The 23,815-nt window shown below is 55.8% G+C and carries 19 protein-coding genes; 9 read left to right on the top strand and 10 right to left on the bottom strand.

Annotated features, from left to right (window positions below; translation table 11 throughout):
* Positions 1-12: 12 nt before the first annotated feature.
* From AC222A_RS11240 to AC222A_RS11210, 7 genes are all read right to left on the bottom strand, one after another.
* Entirely contained in the window at positions 13-1,716 is a 1,704-nt protein-coding gene (locus AC222A_RS11240; protein ID WP_486775000.1) for a GMC oxidoreductase, read from the bottom strand.
* A 13-nt stretch (positions 1,717-1,729) separates the two neighbouring features.
* Positions 1,730-2,320, bottom strand: a complete 591-nt coding sequence (locus tag AC222A_RS11235; RefSeq protein WP_372749516.1) for a gluconate 2-dehydrogenase subunit 3 family protein — start codon at positions 2,318-2,320, stop codon at positions 1,730-1,732.
* A 3-nt stretch (positions 2,321-2,323) separates the two neighbouring features.
* On the bottom strand, positions 2,324-3,160 hold the full coding sequence (locus AC222A_RS11230) for a ThuA domain-containing protein (RefSeq protein WP_486774999.1): 837 nt from the start codon (positions 3,158-3,160) through the stop codon (positions 2,324-2,326).
* Positions 3,161-3,179: 19 nt separating this feature from the next.
* Positions 3,180-5,555, bottom strand: coding sequence for a TonB-dependent receptor (locus AC222A_RS11225; RefSeq protein WP_486774998.1), 2,376 nt, complete (start codon positions 5,553-5,555; stop codon positions 3,180-3,182).
* Between the two features lie 32 nt (positions 5,556-5,587).
* A complete protein-coding gene (locus tag AC222A_RS11220; protein WP_372758496.1) occupies positions 5,588-7,141 on the bottom strand; it encodes a sulfatase family protein in 1,554 nt (517 codons plus the stop codon).
* A 248-nt stretch (positions 7,142-7,389) separates the two neighbouring features.
* Complete coding sequence (locus AC222A_RS11215; protein ID WP_486774997.1) at positions 7,390-10,467, bottom strand: efflux RND transporter permease subunit; 3,078 nt, start codon at positions 10,465-10,467, stop codon at positions 7,390-7,392.
* Entirely contained in the window at positions 10,464-11,621 is a 1,158-nt protein-coding gene (locus AC222A_RS11210; protein ID WP_486774996.1) for an efflux RND transporter periplasmic adaptor subunit, read from the bottom strand. The genes AC222A_RS11215 and AC222A_RS11210 overlap by 4 nt, the downstream gene beginning before the upstream one ends.
* A 157-nt stretch (positions 11,622-11,778) precedes the next feature.
* Between AC222A_RS11210 and AC222A_RS11205 the strand changes: the two genes are divergently transcribed.
* The 6 genes from AC222A_RS11205 (at position 11,779) to AC222A_RS11180 (ending at position 19,258) form a co-directional block, all read left to right on the top strand.
* A complete protein-coding gene (locus AC222A_RS11205) occupies positions 11,779-12,444 on the top strand; it encodes a hypothetical protein (RefSeq protein ID WP_372750470.1) in 666 nt (221 codons plus the stop codon).
* A gap of 5 nt (positions 12,445-12,449) precedes the next feature.
* Complete coding sequence (locus AC222A_RS11200) at positions 12,450-13,091, top strand: glutathione S-transferase family protein (protein ID WP_372750469.1); 642 nt, start codon at positions 12,450-12,452, stop codon at positions 13,089-13,091.
* Positions 13,091-14,062, top strand: a complete 972-nt coding sequence (locus AC222A_RS11195) for an alpha/beta fold hydrolase (RefSeq protein WP_486774995.1) — start codon at positions 13,091-13,093, stop codon at positions 14,060-14,062. The genes AC222A_RS11200 and AC222A_RS11195 overlap by 1 nt, the downstream gene beginning before the upstream one ends.
* Positions 14,059-15,069: an alpha/beta hydrolase family protein gene (locus tag AC222A_RS11190; protein WP_372764638.1), complete on the top strand. Its 1,011-nt coding sequence runs from the start codon at positions 14,059-14,061 to the stop codon at positions 15,067-15,069. Before AC222A_RS11195 ends, AC222A_RS11190 begins: the two co-directional genes overlap by 4 nt.
* 167 nt (positions 15,070-15,236) lie before the next feature.
* The gene (locus tag AC222A_RS11185; RefSeq protein ID WP_486774994.1) at positions 15,237-16,910 is read left to right on the top strand and encodes a VRR-NUC domain-containing protein; all 1,674 of its coding nucleotides are present in this window, start codon (positions 15,237-15,239) and stop codon (positions 16,908-16,910) included.
* Complete coding sequence (locus AC222A_RS11180) at positions 16,907-19,258, top strand: ATP-dependent DNA helicase (protein WP_372749131.1); 2,352 nt, start codon at positions 16,907-16,909, stop codon at positions 19,256-19,258. Before AC222A_RS11185 ends, AC222A_RS11180 begins: the two co-directional genes overlap by 4 nt.
* Here the strand turns inward: AC222A_RS11180 and AC222A_RS11175 are convergent.
* On the bottom strand, positions 19,187-20,413 hold the full coding sequence (locus tag AC222A_RS11175) for a TIGR03862 family flavoprotein (RefSeq protein WP_372749132.1): 1,227 nt from the start codon (positions 20,411-20,413) through the stop codon (positions 19,187-19,189). The genes AC222A_RS11180 and AC222A_RS11175 overlap by 72 nt on opposite strands.
* 84 nt (positions 20,414-20,497) lie before the next feature.
* On the opposite strand from AC222A_RS11175, the gene AC222A_RS11170 reads away from it, so the two are divergent.
* The 3 genes from AC222A_RS11170 to thpD all read left to right on the top strand — a co-directional run bounded on the left by AC222A_RS11170 (position 20,498) and on the right by thpD (position 22,855).
* Positions 20,498-20,893: a VOC family protein gene (locus AC222A_RS11170; RefSeq protein ID WP_372749133.1), complete on the top strand. Its 396-nt coding sequence runs from the start codon at positions 20,498-20,500 to the stop codon at positions 20,891-20,893.
* A gap of 197 nt (positions 20,894-21,090) precedes the next feature.
* The gene (locus AC222A_RS11165) at positions 21,091-21,717 is read left to right on the top strand and encodes a superoxide dismutase (protein WP_372749134.1); all 627 of its coding nucleotides are present in this window, start codon (positions 21,091-21,093) and stop codon (positions 21,715-21,717) included.
* A 160-nt stretch (positions 21,718-21,877) separates the two neighbouring features.
* The gene (gene thpD / locus AC222A_RS11160; RefSeq protein ID WP_372798171.1) at positions 21,878-22,855 is read left to right on the top strand and encodes an ectoine hydroxylase; all 978 of its coding nucleotides are present in this window, start codon (positions 21,878-21,880) and stop codon (positions 22,853-22,855) included.
* A gap of 52 nt (positions 22,856-22,907) precedes the next feature.
* On the opposite strand, the gene AC222A_RS11155 is transcribed toward thpD, so the two are convergent.
* Both AC222A_RS11155 and AC222A_RS11150 read right to left on the bottom strand, forming a co-directional pair.
* On the bottom strand, positions 22,908-23,621 hold the full coding sequence (locus tag AC222A_RS11155; protein ID WP_372764407.1) for an electron transport complex subunit E: 714 nt from the start codon (positions 23,619-23,621) through the stop codon (positions 22,908-22,910).
* A partial coding sequence (locus tag AC222A_RS11150) for an RnfABCDGE type electron transport complex subunit G (protein WP_486774993.1) occupies positions 23,614-23,815 on the bottom strand: 202 nt, incomplete at its 5' end. The genes AC222A_RS11155 and AC222A_RS11150, both read right to left, overlap by 8 nt.

Here is a 23,815-nt window from a genome sequence, read left to right as displayed (position 1 = left end):
ATTTCCCCTGAATCAGATATTACCGGCCTGAAGTTGATTGACGGCGTAGTCTACGGCTCTTGCAGTTAATGCCATGTAGGTCAGCGACGGGTTTACACAGGACGACGACGTCATGCAGGAACCGTCAGTCACAAACAGATTGGGTACATCGTGCGCCTGGTTCCAGCGATTCAGCACAGACTGAGTCGGATCATCGCCCATGCGCGCCGTGCCCATCTCGTGAATGGCGCCACCGGGCGGGCTGTTGCCATCGAAGGGCATAACGTTGCGAGCGCCGCCGGCTTTTAGCATGGCTTCTGCCTGCTTCTGAATATCTTTGCGCATCCGATTTTCATTGTTGCCAAACGCGCTGTCGAATTCGACCTGGGGGATGCCAAAGCGATCGCGCTGGGTGGTGGAGAGCATCATGCGACTGTTTTTGTCCGGCAGGTGTTCGCCGAACCCGGCGAGGAAGAACACCCACGGACCCGGCGCCCGCAGCGCCTGTTTGAAACGGGCCCCAAAGCCTTTGACCTGCTGGTGCATCTGGGCCCAGTTCATCCGCATGGACGCGCCCTGAAAGCCGTAGCCGCGAATAAAGTCCGCGTCCTTATCCTGACCTTCCAGGTTGCGGAATCGCGGTATATAGATGCCGTTAGGGCGGTTGCCGACCGTGTACTTATCCATGAAGCCGGGAATAACACCGAAGGCGCCGACTTCCGAAGTGTGATCCATCAGGTAGCGGCCCAATACGCCGCTGCGATTGGCCAGACCATTTGGGAACTGAGCTGAGGTTGAATTCAGCAAAATCTGGGTGCTGGCGATGGTGGAGGCGCAGAGAAACACCAGCGAGCTGGTAAAACGTATGCGTTCCTTGGTATTTGCGTCGATCACGTTTACGCCGCTGATTTTGCCTGAGGCCGGATCGTACTCAAGGTTTTCAACCACGCTGTCAGTGCGAATCGTGAGGTTGCCAGTTTTCTCGGCGGCGGGCAGGGTGGAGCTCTGGCTGCTGAAATAGGCGCCGGCAGAACAACCGCGTTCACAGGGGCCGCAATAGTGACAGGCACCGCGCCCGTTTTTTGCTTCAGTTTGCACGGCGGCGCGACCGATGGTCATGACCCGCTCGGGATACTGTTTCTCGACGCGTTCCTTTACTGCACGTTCAACGGTGTTGAGATGCATCGGCTGCTGGAACTCGCCATCGGGCAGGTGGGGCAGATTCAGTTTTTCGCCACTGACGCCAACAAACTTCTCAACGTAGCTGTACCAAGGGGCAATGTCCTTGTAGCGGATGGGCCAGTCGATGCCGTGTCCATCTTGCCGGTTGGCGTTGAAGTCCAGATCGCTCCAGCGGTACACCTGTCGCCCCCACAGCAGGGAACGGCCGCCCAGCACGTCGGCCCGCTTCCAGTTGAAGGGTTTGTCTGCGTTGTAGACGTACGGGTTGTCTTTGTCATTGTTAAAGAAATGACGTGTGGTTTCGTTAAAGGCGTATACCTTGCTCTGAATCGGATACTCTTCTTTGTAGAGCTCGCGCAGCGGCATGCCGCCATAGGGCAACTTCCAAGGTGGCAGGTGCTCGCCCTTGTAATCCAGTCCGTGACGAATGGGCTTGCCGCGCTCTAGTATCAGCACCTTCAGACCTTTTTCGGTCAGCTCTTTGGCGGCCCAGCCGCCCGAAATGCCGGAGCCGACTACGATGGCATCGAAGCTGTTATTTTCTGTTGATGGCATGGTTATATTCCTGTCAGCTGGACCACTGGCGACCGACTTCACGGAAATCAATGTCGCGATATTCCATGGGCATGGGCTGGTAGATCAGTTCCTGTTTTGCACCCACTTCGGAGGTGTAGTAACCGATAACGGTCAGCTCTTTCAGTTTTCCGAAGAAGGGTACGTTCTCATCCACCTCTTTCGACATAGGGGCGGCCGATGTCTGGCTTTTGTAGTCTGCGCCAAGCGCTTCCATATGGGTGAGTGCGGCTATCTGGTTTTCCTCTGTGCACGACAGGAAGGGGCTGCCGAACTGTGTTTGGCAGTGGCTGTCCAGGGTGGCAAGGCCGTCGAGAAAGATCTGTCGCTCGGTAGGCGTATACCAGTCTGACACCATCAGTTCGATAAAGTGGGGGACGCCGGCGTCGAGTGCGCCGGGGGTGTCGGTGCGCGGAATCACCATTTCAGCCAGAACCGAGCACGTGGCACGTTGGCTGTCGCTTAACACAGGGTTCTGAATAGTGACGCGGCCATCGATGCCGTTGATCATCGCCTGTACCACCGACGGTGACAGTGCGGCGCCGGTAATCAGGGCGAGATGCTGTATGAGTTCTCGTCTTTTCATTGTTTACCTCTCCTGTGGGCTCAGCTTGCCCGCCCATTGTATGGCCTGGGTCAGCAACTGCTGATATTCGGGGGTGTCGAAACTTTTCGCACTATGTCCCAGTGCTGAATACAACGTGCGCCCCTTACCCGCCGTTTTCACCCAGACCACCGGGTGGTCCGGTGTCATAGTGAATTTGCCGGGTTTGTAGCTGTTTTCATCCACATTCAGCAACACGGTCGCACCGGACACTGCAGGCGAACGATCAAAGGCATACCATTCATCGTAGTGTTGCCATGTTGCGGGCAGGCCGCGTACGACCGGGTGCTCCTGCTGCAGCGTAATCGTCGCGTTTTGCTTGTGCGGGATCAATGTGTGACCGATAAAAGCGGTGCCCAGAATCGTATTCTGATACCAGCTCCAGTCCTTGTGAGATCCGTCACCGGCGGCATGAATGCCAATAAATCCGCCGCCATTTTCGACATAGCTTTTAAGCGCGTCGCGCTGTTCGGGCAACAGTAGGGGGCCGCTGGCGTTGGCCCAGATAACCACATTGAAGCGAGCCAGATCCTGAGGATTGTGAACGGCGCCGTTTTCCGTTGTAACAATTTGCCAGCCGCGCTCCTGTGCGAGATCGTGCAGGAAAGTCTGCGCTGCCTGAATGCCTTCTTTATGGCGAAAGCCATTGGTCTTGCTGAATACCAGCAGCGCTGGTGACTCCGCATCCAGTTCGACGGTCGGTGGCGCGTGGTCGAATTCCGGGCCGCTGATGAATTGGGGTTGGTCGAATAAAAAGGCGGCGACGACACCTATCACTAGTACCAGGATGATGCCGAACACCGCAAAGAGTAGTTTTTTCATAAGATGTGTCTGCGCTTTGTTACCACTGGTAGCCGGCAGAGAAACCGAAGATACGGTCTGCGCTCGGCGGAACGAAGTGAGTCACGTCCTCCCGGCTATTATCGACACTCAGCGGGAAGAAACTGACCACATGGTGCTGCGCAAATACGTTGTTTACATATGCCGCGAGCTCCATCTGACCGCTGGTATTACGCCAGCCAAATCTGAGGTCGGTGATCGAGTAGGCTTCCTGAATCGTCAACGGGTGTTGCACGGTGGTGAACTGCACATCGTCTTGCCAGCGTGAGGTCAGCTGGGCGTAGGCAATACTGCCCTCGCTGTTGAGAGGATGCTCGTAGCGGCCGGTGAGCGATGCACTCCACTCGGGGGCATTGGCCAGGCTCTCTCCAGCGAGGTCCTGATTGTCACAGGTGCCATCGCCATTCACGTCTCGGCCGCCGTTTTCACCCGGCTGCTGGCCAGTAAAACACTGGGAAACAAACTCATTAAACACGGCTTTGTTGTAGAGCAGCGAACCGGTTACGAACAGGGACGCCAGTGGTTTCGCCTTGAACTCGATTTCAACGCCTTGGGTTTCGAGCTCCCCGGCATTGTCCAGCCGGATCTGGGTGCTGGGTACCAGGTTGGTAGAGTCCTCGTTGCCAACTTCTATAACCTGTGCCTGAAAATCATTAAAGACGGTGCTGAAAACGGCGATGTTCAGCTCCAGTTTGTCATCCAGCAGTCGCGATTTACTGCCAATCTCAAACGCCAGCGCTTTCTCCGGTGCGACCGGGTTGCGGAAGGCAGATTCCAGATCACTGTTGGCGTAGTCAAATGCGCCGCCGCGGTAGCCGGTAGAGATGGTTGTATACACTGTGCTGGAATCACTCCAGTCATATTGCAGGGAAGCTGTGCCAGTCACAGCGCGGTCGTCGATTTCTGCATTGGGTATGTTTACCCGGGTTTCAGCAATCCGAGCACCGCTGAGATCCAGGTCGGTGTACTGTAAGCGTCTCACATCCGCTGTCAGCTTTTCGATGATATAGCGAGCGCCTGCGGTCAGATGCCAGCGGTCGGTCATATGCCAGGTACCCTGCGCGAAAATGCCGAGGTTCTCGGTTCTGGCGGTACCGGCGGTCAAGCCGTACTGGGTCAGGGAGCCGCCGGGCACTAGACCGAGGAGCTGAAGTTCTGGTGGGATATCCTGCGGGCTAACGGTATTGAAGACTGCCTCGACGGGAATATCTTCCACGTAGCGCTCGAAGAAATTATAGGTGCGGTTATTGAAATACAGGGCTCCCAGGGTGTACTCCAGCGTGTCACTGCTGGTTGCTGTCAGCCGCAACTCCTGGGTGAGGGTCTCGATTTTTCTTTCCCCGCCGTTATAGGTGACGTTGTATTTTTCACCGTCGAGTTCGAGCAGGTCGATATTGCGCTTGATTTCAAAGCCGCGCCAGCCGCTGACTGAGGTCAGTGTGTAGTCGCCCAGGTCCCAGTCGACTTTCAGGGTCACGCCGCCGTTGATGCTGTCTGCAATATTGTTGCCCAGGGTTTTGACAGTGCGGTTTTCTTCACCGTAGGGGACATCTTGGCTTTTTTCTGTTTTCTGGGGTGATGCGCTGCGAAAGACCAGCGGTGAAGAGTCGCCGTCGTTGCGTTGTTGTTCAACATTCAAGCGAACGATCACATCGCTGCCTGAATCCCAGAGAAGTTTTATGCGCCCGCCGAACGTTTCCGAGTCCGGGAGGTTGTCGTCCTGAAGGATGTCAACCAAATGGCCATCTATTTGCTTGTAAAAGCCGGTCACGCGCATTCCAAGGTTGTCTGTGATCGGGCCACTCACGCCTGCCTGGGTTTTCATCAGGTGGCCGGGAAAGCTGTCGCGGTCTTCGGCGCTAATTCGGGTGAAGGCTTCGAATTCAGGTGCCGGGTCGCGGGAGATTACATGGATAAGCCCGGCCGTAGAGTTTTTGCCGAACAGTGTGCCTTGCGGCCCGCGCAGTACCTCAATCCGCTCCAGATCAGCGAATTCAAAACTGGCCATTTCCGTTCTGGCGACCGGTACGTCGTCGACCACAACCGATACGTTGGGTTCGACGGCAATACTGAAGACATCGGTGCCGACGCCGCGAATCCGGATCGAATTGTTTGACGGGTCGTCGCCGGGAGAGAAGCGCATGGAGGGAACCAGCTTGGTCAGATCTTCCACGCTGTTGATCTCATTGTCCTGCAGCATTTCGCGGCCCAGGGCGGTCACGGCCATGGGGACATCTTGCAGATTCTGTTCGCGCTTCTGGGCGGTAACAATAACCTCCTCTAATCTTGCCTCTGAGGCTAGTACCGATGTGGCCGACAGCGGCAGGCCGGCAGCCAGCGCTGCGATCAGGGCTTTGGTTGTCTTATCGTTATTCATGTTCCAGACACTCCTGTGATGTGGTGCGGTTGTCAGCGGATGGATTCTTCGGGAAGCGCTTCCTTGATTCCCTGGTCAATCGGCATGTGGTCGGGGTTGGCGTTGGTTTGTGCGAGCTGGGCGGCCAGCTGCTTACGCATTTTTTTCAATTGTTTTTTAAAGCCGGAGTTGTGCGCGAGATTGTTGAGTTCCTGCGGATCATTTTTTAGATCGTACAACTCTTCCATATGACGCAGCGGGCCGCCGTCCCCATGGGGATATTGTGTGTACTTCCAGCGGTCTGTGCGCACGCCGCGAACATTGGGGGTATAGGGAAACTGGGATTCGTAGTTGTACTCGTAGAGCCAGCTTTCGCGCCACTTCGAAGCCTTGCCCATCGCCAGTTTTGCCCAGGACAGGCCCTGCGCGCTGGGCATATCCGCTCCCACGGTAAGCTCCATCAGGCTTGGCGCCAGATCGATATTGAGCACCTGCTCGTCAATAACCGTGCCTGCGGGGATGGCCTTTGGGTAGCGTACAACCATGGGTACGCGAATGCTTTCTTCGTGCATGGTGCGTTTGTCGATCATGCCGTGTTCGCCCATCAGAAAACCGTTATCGCTGCTGAATACAAAAATGGTGTTGTCCAGCTGACCTGTCTGGGCGAGATAGGCGTACACCCGGCCAACCGAGTCGTCGACGGAATTGATGGTGGCGGTATACGCGCGCACAAAGCGCTCAAAATCGAGCATGGCTTTGGCGCTGGTATCCGGAAACTCCTTGCGAAAACCGTACAGAGGCCCATAGATGCCATGCCAGGTATCCAGCCGCTCGGTAACCCACTGCGGTTTGGTTTTCAAATCAAAGGCGCTGGTGGGGTAGGGCACCCGCACATGGTCATAGGTCTTTTCGTATTTGGGTTCGGGGATAAAGGGACCGTGGGGAGCCTTGTGGCCAAGCACCATGGCGAAGGGGCGCTGGCTGTCGCGTTGCTGCAACCAGTTCAGGGCGAGATCGGTGACGCGCTGTGTGTAGTAGCCCTTTACGACCTGTCGTTTGCCGTCGACATTCAGTGTTGTGTCGTAGTACTTGCCCTGGCCTTTGTGGGTCACCCAGTAATCAAAGCCAGGGCGTTTTGAATCATCATCTTCGCCCATATGCCATTTGCCGATATAGGCGGTTTCGTAGTCGGCCTGTTGCAGCAGCATGGGGAAACTTTGCAGCTGTCGCGGGTAGTCGGTGAAGTTGTCACGCACGCCATGGGTGTGGGCGTAGGTGCCGGACAGGAAGGAGGCGCGGCTGGGCGAGCACAGTGATGAAGTGACAAACATGTTGGTAAAACGGGCGCCTTCCTGGGCAAGTCTGTCGATATTCGGGGTTTTTATCCCCAGCAAGGGCTTGGGATGGTAGCCCACCGCATCAGAGCGCTGATCGTCGGTCAGAATAAAGACCACATTAGGTTGGGCGGCGGCCTGCAGGCTCATGCTGGCCGCGAAAAAGACGCTGAACAGTATCGTCAAACTCAGCGTGCGGCCTGCTCGGAACGTGGCTGGAAATATGCCGAAATGCGCAGTGGCGCAGGGCTTCAGGGGAATATTGTGCTTCATTGGGCACCCTTCAGGCAGGCTGTTGTCTACGGTTGATTTAGGTTTATTAAATGTAAACGTTTACTTTATAGCGTCGAATTACCGTAGGTGTCAAATAAAATACTGGGAAATGATGGGGGGTAAGCCGAATTGAGTAGGGCGTGGCAAGTCCATCCCTTCGTCTGGCTGGTTGAGTGGTTTCGCACGCCTGATGTGCTCGGCATAAGTGCGCTTTAACCACGGGGCTCGGAAGGCCCCGGTGGAAGGGGCTATCGAGCGCGAAAGCGTTTAACCATGGTGTTGCGAGCATGTATTCCCTGCAGATACAGGCAGGGCACAAACACAAGCGTAATGGTGGTCGCGGTAACCACCCCGAAGGCCAGCGCGATGACCATTGGCTTGAGAAACTGGGCCTGAATGGAACTCTCCAGCATGATCGGTGAAAGTCCGATAAAGGTGGTTAGCGATGTCAGAATGATTGGCCGGAACCGGTCGCGAGCCCCTTGCATTACCGCTTCGAGTGGGTCGAGCCCATCGCCGCGCAGCGTGTTAATGCGATCTACCAGTACCAGGTTGTCGTTCACCACAACGCCCGCGCAGGCAACCATGCCGAGTACAGAAAACATCGCAAGCTCCTGTCCCAGCAGGAGATGGCCGAGTAAGCCTCCCATAAAACCGAATGGGATCGCCGTCATGATGATTATGGGCTGCCAGTAGGATTGGAAAACAATCGCCATCAGGCCGAAGATCAGAATCAGTGACAGCATCATCAACTGTGCTATGCGATCAAGAAATTCCGCCTGCTGCGCCTGCTCGCCTTCTTTCTGAACCTTTACCTGGGGGAAGTTGTCGGTCCATGGTTGTCGCAGTATCGCGCCGAGTATTTCGCCGGCACTGAAGCCCGGTTGCAGGTCTGCCGTAACGGTGGCTACCCGCTGCCGATCTATGCGATCGATTGTGCTGTATCCGTCGACAAACTTAACTTGCGCAACCGCATCAAACGAGATTTCCCGGCCATCGTTGGTGCGAATCCGCATGTCCTGCAAACTGTGGAGGGATTGCCGCTCGGTTTCCGGGTAGCGCAGCATCACTTTTACATCTTCGCGCAGGCGCGGAATGCGTTGCACTTCCTCGCCGTAAAAACCGCGTCTTACCTGTCGCGCAACATCGGCCAGGCTGATCCCCAACGTTTCGGCGTGGGGCTTGAGTTGAATTTCAATTTCATTCTGCGGGTTGGCAAGGCTGTTGCGTACATTGAAGATACCCGGATACCGGGACACTTCATCGGAAACCGCTGAGGTGGCCTGGCGCAGCATTGCCAGGTCTGGCGCGATGACCTGCAGTTCAATCGGTTTGCCCAGTGGGATTATGGTGAAGGCGATATCGACAGCGCGAGCGTTATAGAGCGGGCCGATGAGTTGTTGCCATTGATCCCTGATCTCGGAGACCGGTTGGTTGCGTGCTTCAACATTCAGTAATTCGAGTGTAACTCGAACGGTGTTGTTGTAGGCCGCGGCTTCGATGCTGCCGGCAAACGGCAATGCAGTGTCGCGGTTTAATTGTGCCTGCAGCGTTTCCGCAGCGTCGACGATGTGTTGCATGGTGCGCTCAACTTCGGCGAAGGGAACACCTTCCTCCAGCGTAATATTGGCGAGCAGGTGGTCGCCGGGTACGCGCGGAAAAAAGCTCGCTTTCATCCAGCCGCCAAAGAGGATAGAGAGGATAATCAAAAACATCGCAAAGAACGTTGCGATGGTGGTCCCTTTCCAAGCAATGCAGCGTTCCAGCAGCGGTCGATAGAGCTTGTCTCCAGCGTGGGTGAGTGCGCTGGAAAACCGAGATCGCAATGCTTCAAGTGGCGCCAGCCATCGATGGCGACCGGGTTGCTCTGGCTTCATGTGGGCCAGGTGCGCCGGCAGGATAAACATCGATTCAAACAGCGAGAAGGCTAATGCGAGCATAACCACGTCTGCCAAGTTGGGAGGCTCAGCCACTTCTTCGGGCAGGAAGTAAAAAGGCACGAAAAATAACATGGTAGAGAGCACAGCAAACCACACCGGTTTCATTACAGCGCGGGTGCCGATAAAGGCGCCTTCGGTACCTGAGTGCCCTTTCTCCTGTGCGCTATAAATGGATTCACCGACGATAATGGCGTCGTCTACCACGATGCCTAGAATCAGAATAAAGGCGAACAGCGACACCATATTCAGGCTTGTGCCCAGAACGGGAAGCAGCCAGATTGCCCCGAGAAAAGCGACCGCAATACCCGAGCATACCCACAATGCAAGCTGAGCACGTAAAAACAACAGCAGGAGGATAAACACCAGCACCAGACCGCCAAAGCCATTGCTGAGCAACGTATCCATGCGATCCCCAAACGGGATCGAGGAATCACGCCAGATACGCAGCTCTACGCTTTCGGGTAGATTAGGTTGCTTTTGTGCAACATACTGACGAACCGCCGCGCTGGTTCGCATAACGTTAGGGTTGCTGGTGACGTATATATCTACCAACAGCGAGCGGCGACCATCGAACTGACCGATAACGTCGATTTCCTCAAAGTCGTCGTTGATGGTGGCAATGTCACCGAGGCGCAAAACGGAGCCGTCGTGTTTGGAAATTACCGGCAGGCTGGCAAAAGCGTCACTGGCGTAGGCCTGACCGCGAATCTGTATTTGCAGGTCGCCGTCGTCGGTTTTCACCTTGCCGCCCGGTAAATTCAATGACGACTGATTGATTGCTGCAGCGATATCTTCAAACCGCAGGTTATGTTCACGCAGGCGTTGTTCTGAGACTTCAACCGAGAGTTCATCGTTGCGTGGGGTGCGCAGTTCTACCAGAGATACCTGCGGCAGAGCGGTCAGTTCCTCGCGCACTACTTCACCGAGGGTTTTCAGCTCGGCTTCGGGCAAGTCGCCAGACAGCGTGAGGCTGATCATGCGATCGCGCCACAGACGCTCGCTGACCAGAGGGCGCTCGGTTTCGGCGGGGAACGTGTTGATGCCTTCCACGCGGGTTTTTATGTCGTTGAGAATACGCTGCGCATTTTCGTCAGCTGAAACGTCGACGACCACGGTGGCCAACCCCTCTTGCGCAGTGGAGCGCATTTCATCGATACCGACAACGTCGGCGATAGCCTCTTCTATGCGAAGAATAATCTGATTCTCGACCTCTCCGGGATTGGCGCCGGGATAGGTCACGGTTACCGAGATCTGATTCAGTTTGCGCTGGGGGAAAAACTCTTTGTCGAGTTGTGGCAGGGTGGTCAAACCACCCAGAAAAACAAGCAGCATGACGAGGTTGGCTGCAATAGGGTTGTGAATAAACCAGCGTACAATAGCGCTCACAGCAACGCTCCGCTTTGCGCTTGATCGGGATTCGGCGCCAGCTCCATGCCGTCGAGCGGTCGAGCGAGATAGGACGTTACAATCCGCAGCGGATTACTGCTGTCAGCCTGAATTGCGACCTTACCATTGATCGCTTGTAGCACTGTCACGGTATGCAGCTGCAGCCGGTTCTGCTCATCAACAACCCACAGGGTATTGCGAGGATGGATCAGATTTTCCGGGAGGGTCAATACATTCTCAAGTGGTCGGCTGGGTATATCAACGCTGACAAACTGGCCGATAGCCAGCGCTTCGCTGCCGGAGGGATTACGCACTTCAGCAATGGCGTGAGCAAAGCGGGTTTGTTCGTCGATGCTTGCTGCGGTGCGTGTGATGACACCTTGACGTTGCCAGGATTTCTGGCCCAAGGTGGCGTGTACTGTTACCGGCAGCTCGAGGTGGTCGCCGAGCGGTAGATCCAGTAACCCGAGCTGACGTTCGCTGAGAGGCAGGGCGATTTCCACCACTTCAGCGTCGTAAACGCTGGCCACGGCTGACCCTGCATTGACGTATTGTCCGAGATTGGCGTTGATGCTGAGTATCCTGCCGGCAAAAGGCGCTTTGATCTCGGTACGTGTCAGGTTCAACTCGGCCTGGCGAAGCTCGCCTTCGGCGGCGGCAAGTTGAGCCTCGGCGGCTGCCAATTGAGGTTTGCGTAGAAACAGGTCGTTGGCCTCAGCACTGCCAAGGTCGCGCCATTCGCGTTTGGCCTGACGTCCGCGCCCGCGCTCGGTAGCCAAATTTTGGCGGGCTTCTGCCACGCGTGCTTTGGCGCGAACGACGGCAATTTCATAGTCAGCGGCTTCTATCTGAATAAGCGTCTCATCTTTTGCGAAGGTGCCGCCGGGTGCATAGTATGGGGATGCGTGCACAATGCGGCCGCCAACCTGTGCCGCCAGATCAATTTGTCGGCGCGGCGCCACGGTGCCCTGGGCGCGCACCTGTAATACGGTGGTCGCGGGTATCATCGTGATGGTATCAACGCGCGGTGGTGGTGGCGCTGGCGGTGGCGTCGGTTCTGGTGCCGATCGCGCTGTTGCGATAATCGTCGCGGCGCCCATTGCACCGATCAGTATCGCTGCGGGGAGCAAGGATTTTAAGCGCTGGTTGCTCATGATGTGAGACGCCTCGGGGGTTACCCTCTGTGTTGTGCTTCAAAAGATATAAAGATAATATAATATATCTTATTATGGTTGTTGGCTTCCAGTTCGGCTGGTGGCAACCAAACTTAGCCGGCAATCACGGCTGAACTAGCGAGGCTACATACTCCGCATGACTGAATTTCTATTGTTGCAGTTTGCCCATATCGTCGCATTTGTCTACTGGCTGGGCGGTGACCTGGGCACCTTTGTTGCCAGCCGCTACGTAGTGAATCGCGACATAGGTGTTGAAGCACGTGCCATTGCACTGAAGATCATGCTGGCCTGCGATCAAGGGCCGAAAATGAGTATGCCGCTGATTCTGCCCCTCGGTTTGCATATGGCGGTATTGATGGGGCTGCTCGAACTACCGGCCTGGGGGCTCCCGCTTGTCTGGTTGTTGGCTGCCGTCTGGCTCAGCAATGTCTTGGTATTGTATTTCAATGAAGGGAAGGCGTTTACCGCGCGCCTGAGTCAATTCGATCTTATCTTCCGGATCGTGGTGGTGACTGCATTGTTGCTATTTGCTGTGCTGGGCTTGACCGGTGATGCGCCCATTCATGCCGACTGGGTAGCGTGGAAGATCATCGTGTTTGCGGCCCTGGTAGGTTGTGGTATTGCGATTCGAATCAATCTCAAACCCTTTGTGCCTGCGTTTCTGCAATTGATGACCGAAGGGCCCAGCGACAAGGTAAATGACACGATGGCTGATTCGGTAGCGCGGTGCCGCCCTTGGGTATGGGCCATCTGGTTGGGGCTGTTTGTCAATGCGGCCCTTGGAATTCATCTGATTGGATAATCATCATGAAGCTCTTTAGTGTTCCTCATTCCCCCTACGCTGCGCGTGTGCGTATCCAGATCAACGCAGGGGCGCTGCCAGTCACCGTCGTCGCGCCTGAGTATGGCCTGGCTTCAGAAGCCTTTAAGGCGCTTACGCCGACCGGTAAAGTGCCGACACTGGAAGTTGACGGCAATTATCTGGTGGAATCCAGTGCGATCCTGGAGTTTCTGGACGAGCGTTTTTCCGATAAGGCGCTGTTGCCGGCTGATGGCCTGCAGCGCGCGTGGCTGCGCAGTGTCGGGCGCTATACCGACCTCGACCTTGCCCAGGCACTGTTCCCGCTGTTTCTTGAGTTGAAGTTGAAAAGTGGCGACAAGGCGGCGATTGCTAAAAATCTGGGAGCCATGAAAGAGAAACTGGCGGTGCTGGAGAAATTCTTCGCGCAGCCGCACGCGGTAAACCGCGACGATTTCGGCTTTCTGGATTGCCTGCTGGCGCCGATCCTTTTTTACGTGGTCAAGGTGCCTGCCGTTTTTGGGGAGCCCGATATCCTGGCACCAACGCCGACATTAAAAGCCTGGTGGGAGATTGCCGCCCAGCGTCCCCCGGTTTCACAGGTACTTGATGAAATGGCCGCAGGCCTTGCCGCCATGATGAGCACCTGATGCTCCGGAAGTTTGCTCACATACTGGGGCGCGTTTTGCTCGGCCTATTTGCGCTGGTGGTGGCTTATGGGCTTTATGCGGCAATTGCATGGCGCGATATCCCCACCGAAACCCTGACCCAGAAATACCGAGGTGGCGACCTGCGGTTTGAAACCGTAGATGGCACGCGGTTGGCCTATCGACTTGAAGGCTTGCCGCTGAAGTCGGCACCAGTAGTGGTGTTGATTCACTCCCATTATTTCAATGCCCGTATGTGGGATGGCTGGTTGCCCGAGTTGGCTGATGATTTCACCGTGCTGAGATTTGATATGACCAGCCACGGCCTCACGGGTCCGGATGCAAAGCACGATTACAGTATGGAGCGCGACCTGACCTTGCTAGCGGGCTTGTTCGACGCGCTAGGGTTGGACTCGGTGGCCCTGGTGGGTTCATCGCTCGGTGGCAATATCGCGTTTCACTATGCCGCGCGTTATCCCGATCAGGTTGAAAAGCTGGTTTTGGTCAATTCCGGAGGGCTCAAGCGTGAGCAGAGCAGCAGGCGCAATGCCAGCGCGATTCCCGATTGGTTTCATCGGGTGTTCTATTTTGTCCCGGAAATGGCTTATCGAAAATTTATTGAATGGATGGTTTACGACCCGTCTGTTGTCAGTGATGCCTTGGTTGAGGAGTTTCACGACATGTTTCGCCATAGTGGAAACCGCAAAGCGGAGATGAACCGTATGCGCAGTTTTGATGTAGGCGAACCCGCGCCTGTGTTGGCGGCGGTAAAAGTGCCCGTGTTGATCCTATGGGGTGAGCAAAACCCGCAGTTGCCGGTCACCCATGTTGAGCGCTTTGAGACATTGCTAGTGTCTTCTCCCAACGTTGTCAGTCATATCATCCCCGCGGCGGGACACTTGCTGCCGCTGGAAAAACCGCGGCTCAGTGCGCGATTAACACGCGAATTTCTGCAGGCAGGTAGCGCGCCATGAGAAGGCTAGTCATGGTGTTGGTAGTGATGGTGTTCGGCTGCGGCAGTGAGCCGCTGCCACAAGCAGATGCAAAGCCGCTGACGGCTTCACGCGATGCACTGGTATCCATTCCGGGATATCTGGCGGGGCCTTATAAACCTCAAGTTGTTGATGGGCTGACGTTGGCGGCACCCGAGCTGGCAAACGAAACCATCGAGTTGCGGGTATGGTGGCCGCAAGATGCGCAGGGTGCTATACCGGTTGTGCTTTTCTCACACGGCAATTGGTCTGATCGTCACAAGTACGACCGGCTTCTGGAGCACTGGGCGAGCCATGGCTACGCGGTGATTGCACCGACCCACTTGGATGGTCGCAGTATGGCGCGTGGAATTTTCAACAGTCTGCGTTTCGGCCAGCTTGGCTTGATCGATGCCCGCGCTGCCGATCTTCAATTCCTGATGGATAACCTCGGTAGCATCCAAGCGCAACTGCCGCAGGGGGTTGCATTGCAGGTTAACAAACTGGTGGTGGCTGGGCATTCGTTTGGTGCCTTCACGGCCCAGCAATTTGCGGGCGCGATAGCGTCTGACGAAGGCGCTGTTTCGCGGGCGGGTGACCCCCGTGTAGTGGGGGTAATTGCACTGTCGCCACCGGGCCCGATGTTTGACGTTATTCATGAGCGCAGTTGGCTGAACATGCGTGGTCCGGTACTGGTGACGACCGGTACCTGGGACACGAATCCTCAGTTCTGGCCTGACTGGCGCATGCACCTTATGTCCCATGAAACCGCGCCGGGTGGCCAGCAGTTCGCTCTGGTGGTAGAGGGAGCAGACCATTACCTAGGCAATCTGATCTGCCGCCCCGAACGGGAGGAGGCGCCTCAGCGAGATGCCCTGACAATGGTCAACGCAGCCAGTGTCTCCTTTCTGAATGCGTATTTACGCAGCGATTCTGCAGCCGCTGCCTTCCTTCAAAGCGAATCCTTACAGGATCTCACTGGCGGCTTTGCCCGCCTGACCGCTCGCTAGTCAGCCGCGCCGAATAAGGTCGGTTAGCGGAATATCGCCAGAGTACGGGCAGGGCTATTCATCCGCACTCAGATCGCGTATAAATACTGTATTAATATACATGTATTGTGGCCGGCTGCGTGTGAGGAGCACAGCGTATCCGGCGCGAGGTTGGATGAGCCGTCGTCGTGACTGAAACCGTGCGCCCGCTGGCGGCGCCATTGGAAGACCCTTTCTATTACCTGCGCAATATGGAAACTGTGGTGCGCTGGGTTGTCGAGCACCACAGCGACTTGTTGGTGGCGGAAGAATCTGCGCAGCTGACACGTTATCTGCACCTGCCGCGACCGGCACGGGCGTTGCTGGCGCGGATGCTACTGCGTAAAGGCGAACATTTTCGCAGCGATGCCCTGCAATACACTGAAATTGACGATGTTCGTGATGCACTGGCTGAGTTGAGTCGAGCGGGCTTTGTCGATCTGCAGCCGCACTGCGACGCCGCAACCCTGCATCGGCTCTGCCGCGTTGCAGAATTGCGCCAGCTGCTTGCAGGGCGGGCTACACCGGTGGCCACAAACCTGAAAAAGTCAGAACTTCTATCGCATTTGAGCGCGTTGGAAAGCGCTGGGCAAACGCTCGAAGTCTGGTGGCCACAGGCACCATTTTCCCTTGTTGCGCTGGCCTGCCAGGCCTTATTTGATCGTCTGCGGGTGATGTTTTTCGGAAATGTCTATCAGGATTGGTCCGAGTTTGTGCTCACGGAGCTAGGTCATCAGCACTACGAGCCGGTTGAGTTTTCACCGTCTTCGAGGGCCTTTCGCACGCGCCGTGAGGTCGATGCGGCGCTGGCGTTGGCGGCCTGTCAGCAGACGCTGGAAAGCAGTGGTGATGTGCGACAGGCGCTGGCAATCTTGCCCTCTCCGATCGATAGCGATTGGCTTGCGCATCGGCGCGATAAAGTGATTTTTCAGCTTGCATTACAGGCCGAGCGGGCAGGTGATTCTGCACTGGCTGTGGCCTTGTACCGCACCAGCCGGCTGGAAGAGGCCTGTATTCGACGCTTGCGCCTGCTGGAAAAGTCGGCCGAGACTAGCGTGCTGGTCGCGGAGCTTGAGCGGGCGCTGAGCAGCTGCAGGCTACCCCTGAGCAAACTCCATCTGCAGCGCATCGAATCCAGAGTAATGCGCCGTGTGAATGCGGCGTCCGCGCCCAAACAAAAACCGCAAATAGATTGCGCGCAACTGTGTCTGCCGGCTTCGGCCCACAGTGCTGGCTTGCGAGTGGAGCAGGCGGTGGTGCAGCATTTGAGTGCACAACCGGGCATCAAAGTCTTTTATGTGGAGAATGCGTTGTTCCCAGGTTTGCTGGGTCTGTTGTGCTGGGATGAGCTGTTCACCCCTTTGCCCGGGGCATTCTTTCATCCGTTTCAGGCTGGCCCGGCAGATTTATTCCGGCCAGATTTTGTTGACCGTCGGCGTGAGGCTTTGGCCGCGCGACTGAGTAGTCTGGACAGCCTCGTCTATCAATCGACAATTAGAACTGTGTGGCAGCACAAATACGGAACGGCCTGCCGATTGGTGAATTGGACGGCGCTAAGCGACGAGCTGCTGGAGCTGGCATTAGCGTTGATACCGGCAGCCGATCTGCGCCAAATTTTCGCTCACCTGCTGAGTGATCTGCGTCATCATCGCAGCGGGATGCCGGATCTGATTGAGTTCGACACAGCAGCTCAGAGCTACCGCCTGATTGAAGTGAAAGGGCCGGGCGATCGCCTGCAGGATCATCAGACGCTTTGGCTGCAGGCATTTTCGGCCATGGGTGTGGAAGTGTCGGTGTTGAATGTGAGCTACCAGCCCGTATGAATTCCGTGTCCGTTAACGCACTGTGCGAATTTGCAGCGCGCACCGGCAGCCTTGAATTTCGATACACGCCTGCGCCCAGTGCTGTGGAAGGTATTGTGGGTCACCGTACCGTGCAGGAACGTCGCCCGGATCCCTATGTGGCCGAGTATCCATTGCGAGCAGAGTGTGAAGGGCTGGAGGTTTCCGGCAGGGTGGATGGCTACTATGCCAATGTTCGCGATTGCTACCTGGAAGAAATCAAAACCCATCGCGGCAAGCTGACCCGTATTGGTCCCGGTAAGCGCGCGCTGCACTGGGCGCAGCTTAAAGTGTATGGCGCCTTGTTTTGCCGACAGACTAGCAGGGCCGATATCAGGCTGCGACTCACCTATTTTGAAGTTCGCCGGGAAGAGGAATCCCACGACGACGAGATTCTCGAAGCTGACGAACTCTGGGCGTTTCTAACAGAACTTTGCAGGCGCTATCGGCTCTGGTTGGCGCAGGAGCAGGCTCATCGCAGCGCGCGCGATAACGCCCTGAAAATGCTGCAGTTTCCCTTTGCGGGGTTTCGTGCGGGTCAACGGCTGCTGTCCGAAACGGTGTACAAGGCATTGCACGGTGGCAATTCGTTACTGTTGCAGGCCCCCACCGGGATCGGAAAAACCCTTGGGGTCTTGTTTCCCGCCCTGCATGCGCTGCCAGTTCAGCAGCTTGATCGAGTGTTTTATCTGACCTGCCGCAATACCGGTAAAAGCCTGGCGCTGGACGGCATGCGGCGAATCGTGGAGGCGCAGTCCGAGCCGGTGCCCATCAGGGTGCTTGAACTGAGTGCACTCGAGGCAAGTTGCGATCATCCGGAGGCGGCATGTCATGGTGATTCGTGTCCGCTGGCAAATGGCTTTTTCGACAAATTGCCCGCCGCGCGGGAAGAGGCGATAGCCTGTGGCTTTCTGGATGCTGATGCCCTGCGGACCATTGCCCGTCGACACAGTCTATGTCGGTATTTCCTGGCGCAGGAAATGGCGCACTGGTGCGATGTGGTGGTGGCGGACGTCAATCACTATTTTGATCAGCACGCCTTACTGTACGCATTAACGCAACAAAATAACTGGCGTGTGGTGCCATTGGTCGATGAGGCGCACAACCTGATTGACCGCGCGCGGGCCATGTACAGCATCCGGCTGTCCGAGGCGGCACTGCTCTACACGATTCGCAAACCGCCTGCGGCGCTGCGCAAGCCGCTGGGACAGTTGGAATCCGCCTGGCGCGAACTGATCAAGCCCTACCTTGAGCAGGAAGACACGGCGCCCCACTATCGCCTTGAGGACGTGCCGGATGTGCTTAACGACGCGCTATATGGCCTCATTGCCGCCATCACTGAATATCTCAGTGACAATCATCGTGCCAGAGACATTCAGGAAGTGCTGTTTACCGCGCTCGGATTCTTACGTCTGGCAGAATCTTTCGGTGACCACTCGCTGTGCACCTTGGGTTTTGAGCACGCCGCCAGGGGGCAACAGAACATGACCGGCAGCGGTGTGTTGAGCATTGATAACCTTATTCCTGCAGACCACATTGCCGAGCGGTTTAAGACTGCGCACGCGGTGGTACTGTTTTCCGCGACACTCAATCCCGCACAGTACTATCGCGATTTGCTGGGAATGCCGGTGGACACGCGCTGGCAGGACGTTCCGAGTCCTTTCAATAGTCAGCAGATAGATCTGCGGCTGGTCACCAATATCAGTACCCGACTGGATCGCCGCGATCGCAGTTTGCCACTGTTGGCAGCTCGCGTGAAACGGCAATGTTCGGCGGTGCCGGGTAACTACCTGGTATTTCTCAGTAGCCTGGCCTATGTGGATGCTTTTTATGATTACTGCCGCCTGCATTTCCCGGAATTGAGAATACGTCGGCAGCACAGCGCCATGACTAATGCCCAGCGCCGGGAATTTATAGCGTACGTCAGCGATGCTCAGCCCGGCATTGGTATCTGTGTGCTTGGCGGTATATTTGGTGAGGGTATCGACCTGCCGGGTGAGCAGTTGATAGGTGTATTTATTGCGACGCTAGGCCTGCCGCCTAACGATGAAAACCGCGAATACCTTAAAAATATACTGGAGCAGCGCTATGGCAACGGTTACAACTATGCATACCTTTATCCGGCCATGACGAAGGTGGTGCAGGCGGCGGGACGTCTGATACGCACGCCGGAAGATCGCGGAGTCATTGAGCTGATTGACGATCGCTACCGTTTGCCGGGTATCACCGCACTATTGCCACACTGGTGGCAGGTGTCATCAAGTCCGGTTGCACAAGAAATCGTGCGCCCCACGGCCGGCGATCAGCCCACTGGCGAAGCAGGCGGTTAGCAAATAGCCGCCCGTAGGCGCATCCCAATCCAGCATTTCACCGGCGCAAAATACGCCCGGCAGGTCATTCAGCATCAGCCGGTCGTTCAGCGCGCGAAGCGGTATTCCGCCGGCGGTGCTGATCGCTTCATCAATGGGACGACAGCTGTTCAGCTGCTGCGGCAGCTTTTTCAACAACGACGGCAGAGCATCGGGGTTTTGCATATCAGCTTTGCGGGTAAGCGCTTTGAGCAGGGTAAGTTTGCTGCCCTTTATACCGAGTTTACGCAGTAAAGTGCTGGCTGAATCCCCGCGCCGACGGCGCGCCAGTGACGCACGAAGTTCAGTGTGCGGTGTGTCTGGCAGCAAATCCCAGTAAATGGTGCAGTTTCCCTGCTGTGCGATGGTGTCGCGGATGTCTCGAGATGCTGCATAGATGAGGCTGCCTTCTACACCGTAGTGGCTGGCCAGAGCATCGCCCCGATGGTACTTGCCACTGGTCAATTGCAGGCCGATATTCTTCAGCGCCTGTCCGGCCAGAGCGTCGGCGAAAGCGGTTGGCCAGGGCGAGTTGAAACCACAGTTGCTGGGTTTAAACGGCTCGCAGGCAATGCCGAGAGTTGACAAGATCTCGGCCCAGCTGCCATCGGAGCCCAGGGCGGCCCAGCTGGCCCCGCCGACGGCGAGAATCGTTGCCTTGGTCTGTACGGTGCGGTTGTCGCCAGCATGCTCGAACAGAACGTCGCCGTTAGTGTCCCAGCCTAACCAGCGGTGACGGGTGTGAACAATAACGCCGGAAGTGCGCAAGCGTTGCAGCCAGCGACGTAGAAGCGGTGCCGCTTTCATTTGTGTTGGAAAGACTCGTCCCGAACTGCCGACAAAGGTTTCAATGCCAAGCGAATGACACCACTGAACAAGCTCGTCTGGACCGAAAGCCGTCAACCAGGGGGCGATGGCCGTGGCACTGTTTGCGTAGCGAGAGCAAAAAATATCATGGCGTTCGCTATGAGTGATGTTCAATCCGCCAATTCCCGCGCGGAGAAATTTTCTTCCTACGCTGGGTTTTTGCTCGAAAACTGCGACACGCCTACCGGCAGCCGCCAATTGTTCTGCGGCCATCAATCCCGCCGGGCCGCCGCCGATGATGACGGCCTCATAATTCAGGTCAGTTTTCACAGATGGGGTTACCGGACGTTCACAGTTATAGATTAGCAATTGGCTATGATACCCCTGATCATCCGCGAACGCAGAGGAAAGACGATGGCTGATGGAATAATTATCGGAGTGCAGCACCTGGCAATCAACGTGACAGATATCGCGGCGGCCAGGCAATTTTACGGCGACATTCTGGGCTTGACTGAACTGCCGCGCCCCAGCGCCGTGGCCGAACAGTTTCGCAGTATCTGGTATCTGCTGGGTAACGCAGAATTGCACGTGGTCGAAAACCCGGAGTTTACACCGCTTAAGTCGCCGTTGGGGCCGCATTTTGCTGTAGCTTGCGACGATTTCACTGCAGCCTGCCAACGGATCAGTGCACTCACCGACGCCATCGTATTTGGTCCCGCCCGCGCAGTAGACGGTATTGAGCGTATGGTTGTGCGCGATCCCACCGGCAATGTGATAGAAATTATTGATTTGCCATTACACAATGGCTGAGCGCTACACATGGTATCGCCATGTGCAATCGTCACATTTTTATCGGAAAAAATAGGCAATTTTGACTTTTACGTTGCAGTGGTCTGGCCACTCGCGGCGATGATGCGTAGCCTCTGATTCTATCGAGATGACGTCTGTCGATTGACTTAGTGATATGTCTCGACAGAGCAAAATCGAATCAGAAAAGGAGGAACACGATGAGCTTTACACTGCCCGATCTCCCCTATGAAAAACATGCCCTGGAACCACATATTTCCAAAGAAACTTTGGAGTATCACTACGGCAAGCACCATCAGAAATATGTGGATACACTCAATGATCTGGTAAAAGGTACAGACGACGAAAAGCGCGAGTTGGAAGACATCGTTAAGCGCGCCGACGGCAAACTGTTTAATCAGGCGGCGCAAGTCTGGAACCACACCTTCTATTGGCATTGTCTGAGTCCGGCGGGAGGCGAAGGCCCGAGCGGTGAGCTCAAAGCCTGTATCGAGCATTGCTTTGGCTCGGTTGAAAAGTTCAAAGAGGCTTTCAATGCCAAGGCTGCGGCCAACTTTGGTTCGGGTTGGACCTGGCTGGTGAAGGTGGCAGGTCAGAAAAACAAACTGGAAATCATTAATACTGACGATGCTGATACACCAATCGCCGGTGATCGCTATGTGCCATTGTTGACCGTTGATGTGTGGGAACACGCCTACTATATCGACTACCGCAATGCTCGCCCCGACTACCTGGACGCTATCTGGAAAGTGGTGAATTGGGATTTTGTGCAAGACAATTTTTCACACCCTGAGAAGGCGGTGTCGCAGTTTAAGTTTGCCGCGTAGTTATGTAGGGCGCTGAAAAGGGGGAGCTGTGCTCCCCCTTTTTGATGGTCGGCAATACGCGATAAAAATTAACCAGGCTCGATTTTACAGTTCGGCAATCTGGCTGCACTGGTGGGGTTATTACAAGGAGGGTTACAGCACAATTTTACAAGGAGAATCTATGCAAGACGCTTATCCTACCCGGCGCGGCGAGTCGTTGGAGCCCTTTCCCCGGCTTGATCCCGTGGTTCACTCCAGTGCACGCTTTCGCTGGCACGGTCCACTCGACGAATGTGCCTTGTCTCGCTATGAGCGCGATGGCTTTCTTTGGTTTGAAGGTTTTTTTGGGCGCGAGCGGGTAGAACCTTTTTTTGACGAGCTGGCGGAGTTGTCTCGCGATGCCGAGGCGATGGCCGCAGACCATGTGATCAAAGACCCGGATAGCGGTGAATTGCGGTCTGTATTTTCCATGCACGAAATTTCCCAGCGCTTTTCTAATCTCACCCGGGACCCGCGCATATTGGGTATGGTGCAGCAGTTGCTGGGCAGCGACGTGTATATTCATCAGTCACGCATCAACGACAAGTTTGGATTTCAGGGGCGCGGGTTTGACTGGCACTCGGATTTTGAAACCTGGCATTGCGAGGATGGCATGCCTCGTATGCGAGCGGTATCGGCGTCAATTCTGTTAACCGAAAACAACGAGTTTAATGGGCCGTTAATGCTGATTCCGGGATCGCACCAGTACTTTGCGCCCTGTGTTGACCCGACTCCAGAAGAGAACTGGAAAGACTCGCTGAAAAAGCAGCGACTGGGTGTGCCGGAAAAATCGGTGTTGCGCTGGCTGGCCAATCGCGGCGGTATTGAAGCACCGAAAGGGCCGCCCGGTTCGCTGTTGCTGTTTGAGTGCAACACGCTGCATGCCTCCAATATGAACATGTCGCCCTGGAGCCGCTCGAATCTGTTTTTTGTTTACAACAGTATTGAGAACCAGATGCAGGAACCGTTCGGTGGTCAGAAGCCGCGTCCGGATTTCTTGGCCCATCGCACCGATGTAGAGCCGCTAACCATGCGCGATGTCGCTTTTGAGCCGGTGGTGGTGCCTGCGCATAAGCACGCTGAAACTACTGCTCAAGCGCGACAGGATGCCTTGGAGTGAAAGGAGTGGAGTATGTGAGCCGGGCTGCATGGCAACCCGGTAGTGCGAGTTACTAACCGATATTTCCGGTTACGCGAACGCGACGGCTTTCTTTCGGCTGCCCGGCGGTTCGCGCCGCCTCACGCTTCTTGATACCGTCATCGATCATGTTTTTCACTGCAATGATCAACCCGGTAACGATAAATGCACCCGGCGGCAAAATGGCGACTAGAAACTGATTGTAGTCCTCGAAGAAAACAATCTTCCAACTTTTGGCGCCTTCACCAAATAAGAGCTCCATATTGGCGAACAGTGCTCCGGTACCTACCAGTTCTCGCACTGCTCCTAGCACGATAAGTATGGCGCCAAAGCCCAGCCCCATCATCAGCCCGTCGTACATGGCTGGCCCCAGGCTGTTTTTACTGGCGAAGGCATCGGCGCGGCCCAGAATGAGACAGTTGGTTGTGATCAGCGGGAGGAAGATACCCAAAATCTGAAACAGCTCGTAGGTATAAGCCTGCATCAGCAGTTCGGTACAGGTAACTGCTGCTGCAATGATCATGACAAAAGCTGGCAGGCGCACGGCGTCAGAGACAAAGCCACGAATCAGCGATACGGAGGTGCTCGATGCCACCAGTACAAATAGCGTGGCCAGAGCCATGCCCATAGCATTGACGACGGTGCCGGTGACCGCCAGCAGCGGACATAGGCCCAGCAGTTGGACAATAGCCGGGTTGTTTTTCCAGAGACCGTTTAAGGACAGCTCGCGATAGTTTGCATCACTCATTGCTGCTGTTCTCCTGTTCCGCCGCCATGATCAGGCGCTTGCGGTTATCTTCAAAGTATTGCAGTGCCTTGTGTACCGCGCTGGTGACTGCGCGCGGCGTTATTGTGGCGCCGGTAAACTGGTCAAATACGCCGCCGTCTTTTTTGACGCGCCATTGAGCCGGTTCAGGGTCGGCCAGACTCTTGCCGAGAAAT

This window comes from Litorivivens sp., assembly GCF_057445395.1.
The sequence above is the reverse complement of the archived record's forward strand: the minus strand, read 5'-3'. Positions and strand labels throughout refer to the sequence as shown.

Excerpts from the sequence above, each read along its gene's own strand:
- AC222A_RS11210 (WP_486774996.1), bottom strand. The coding sequence starts at position 11,621 with ATGAGCAACCAGCGCTTAAAATCCTTGCTCCCCGCAGCGATACTGATC.
- AC222A_RS11220 (WP_372758496.1), bottom strand. The coding sequence starts at position 7,141 with ATGAAGCACAATATTCCCCTGAAGCCCTGCGCCACTGCGCATTTCGGC.
- AC222A_RS11165 (WP_372749134.1), top strand. The coding sequence starts at position 21,091 with ATGAGCTTTACACTGCCCGATCTCCCCTATGAAAAACATGCCCTGGAA.
- thpD (WP_372798171.1), top strand. The coding sequence starts at position 21,878 with ATGCAAGACGCTTATCCTACCCGGCGCGGCGAGTCGTTGGAGCCCTTT.
- AC222A_RS11225 (WP_486774998.1), bottom strand. The coding sequence starts at position 5,555 with ATGAATAACGATAAGACAACCAAAGCCCTGATCGCAGCGCTGGCTGCC.
- AC222A_RS11240 (WP_486775000.1), bottom strand. The coding sequence starts at position 1,716 with ATGCCATCAACAGAAAATAACAGCTTCGATGCCATCGTAGTCGGCTCC.
- AC222A_RS11205 (WP_372750470.1), top strand. The coding sequence starts at position 11,779 with ATGACTGAATTTCTATTGTTGCAGTTTGCCCATATCGTCGCATTTGTC.
- AC222A_RS11190 (WP_372764638.1), top strand. The coding sequence starts at position 14,059 with ATGAGAAGGCTAGTCATGGTGTTGGTAGTGATGGTGTTCGGCTGCGGC.
- AC222A_RS11170 (WP_372749133.1), top strand. The coding sequence starts at position 20,498 with ATGGCTGATGGAATAATTATCGGAGTGCAGCACCTGGCAATCAACGTG.
- AC222A_RS11200 (WP_372750469.1), top strand. The coding sequence starts at position 12,450 with ATGAAGCTCTTTAGTGTTCCTCATTCCCCCTACGCTGCGCGTGTGCGT.
- AC222A_RS11230 (WP_486774999.1), bottom strand. The coding sequence starts at position 3,160 with ATGAAAAAACTACTCTTTGCGGTGTTCGGCATCATCCTGGTACTAGTG.
- AC222A_RS11195 (WP_486774995.1), top strand. The coding sequence starts at position 13,091 with ATGCTCCGGAAGTTTGCTCACATACTGGGGCGCGTTTTGCTCGGCCTA.
- AC222A_RS11180 (WP_372749131.1), top strand. The coding sequence starts at position 16,907 with ATGAATTCCGTGTCCGTTAACGCACTGTGCGAATTTGCAGCGCGCACC.
- AC222A_RS11235 (WP_372749516.1), bottom strand. The coding sequence starts at position 2,320 with ATGAAAAGACGAGAACTCATACAGCATCTCGCCCTGATTACCGGCGCC.
- AC222A_RS11155 (WP_372764407.1), bottom strand. The coding sequence starts at position 23,621 with ATGAGTGATGCAAACTATCGCGAGCTGTCCTTAAACGGTCTCTGGAAA.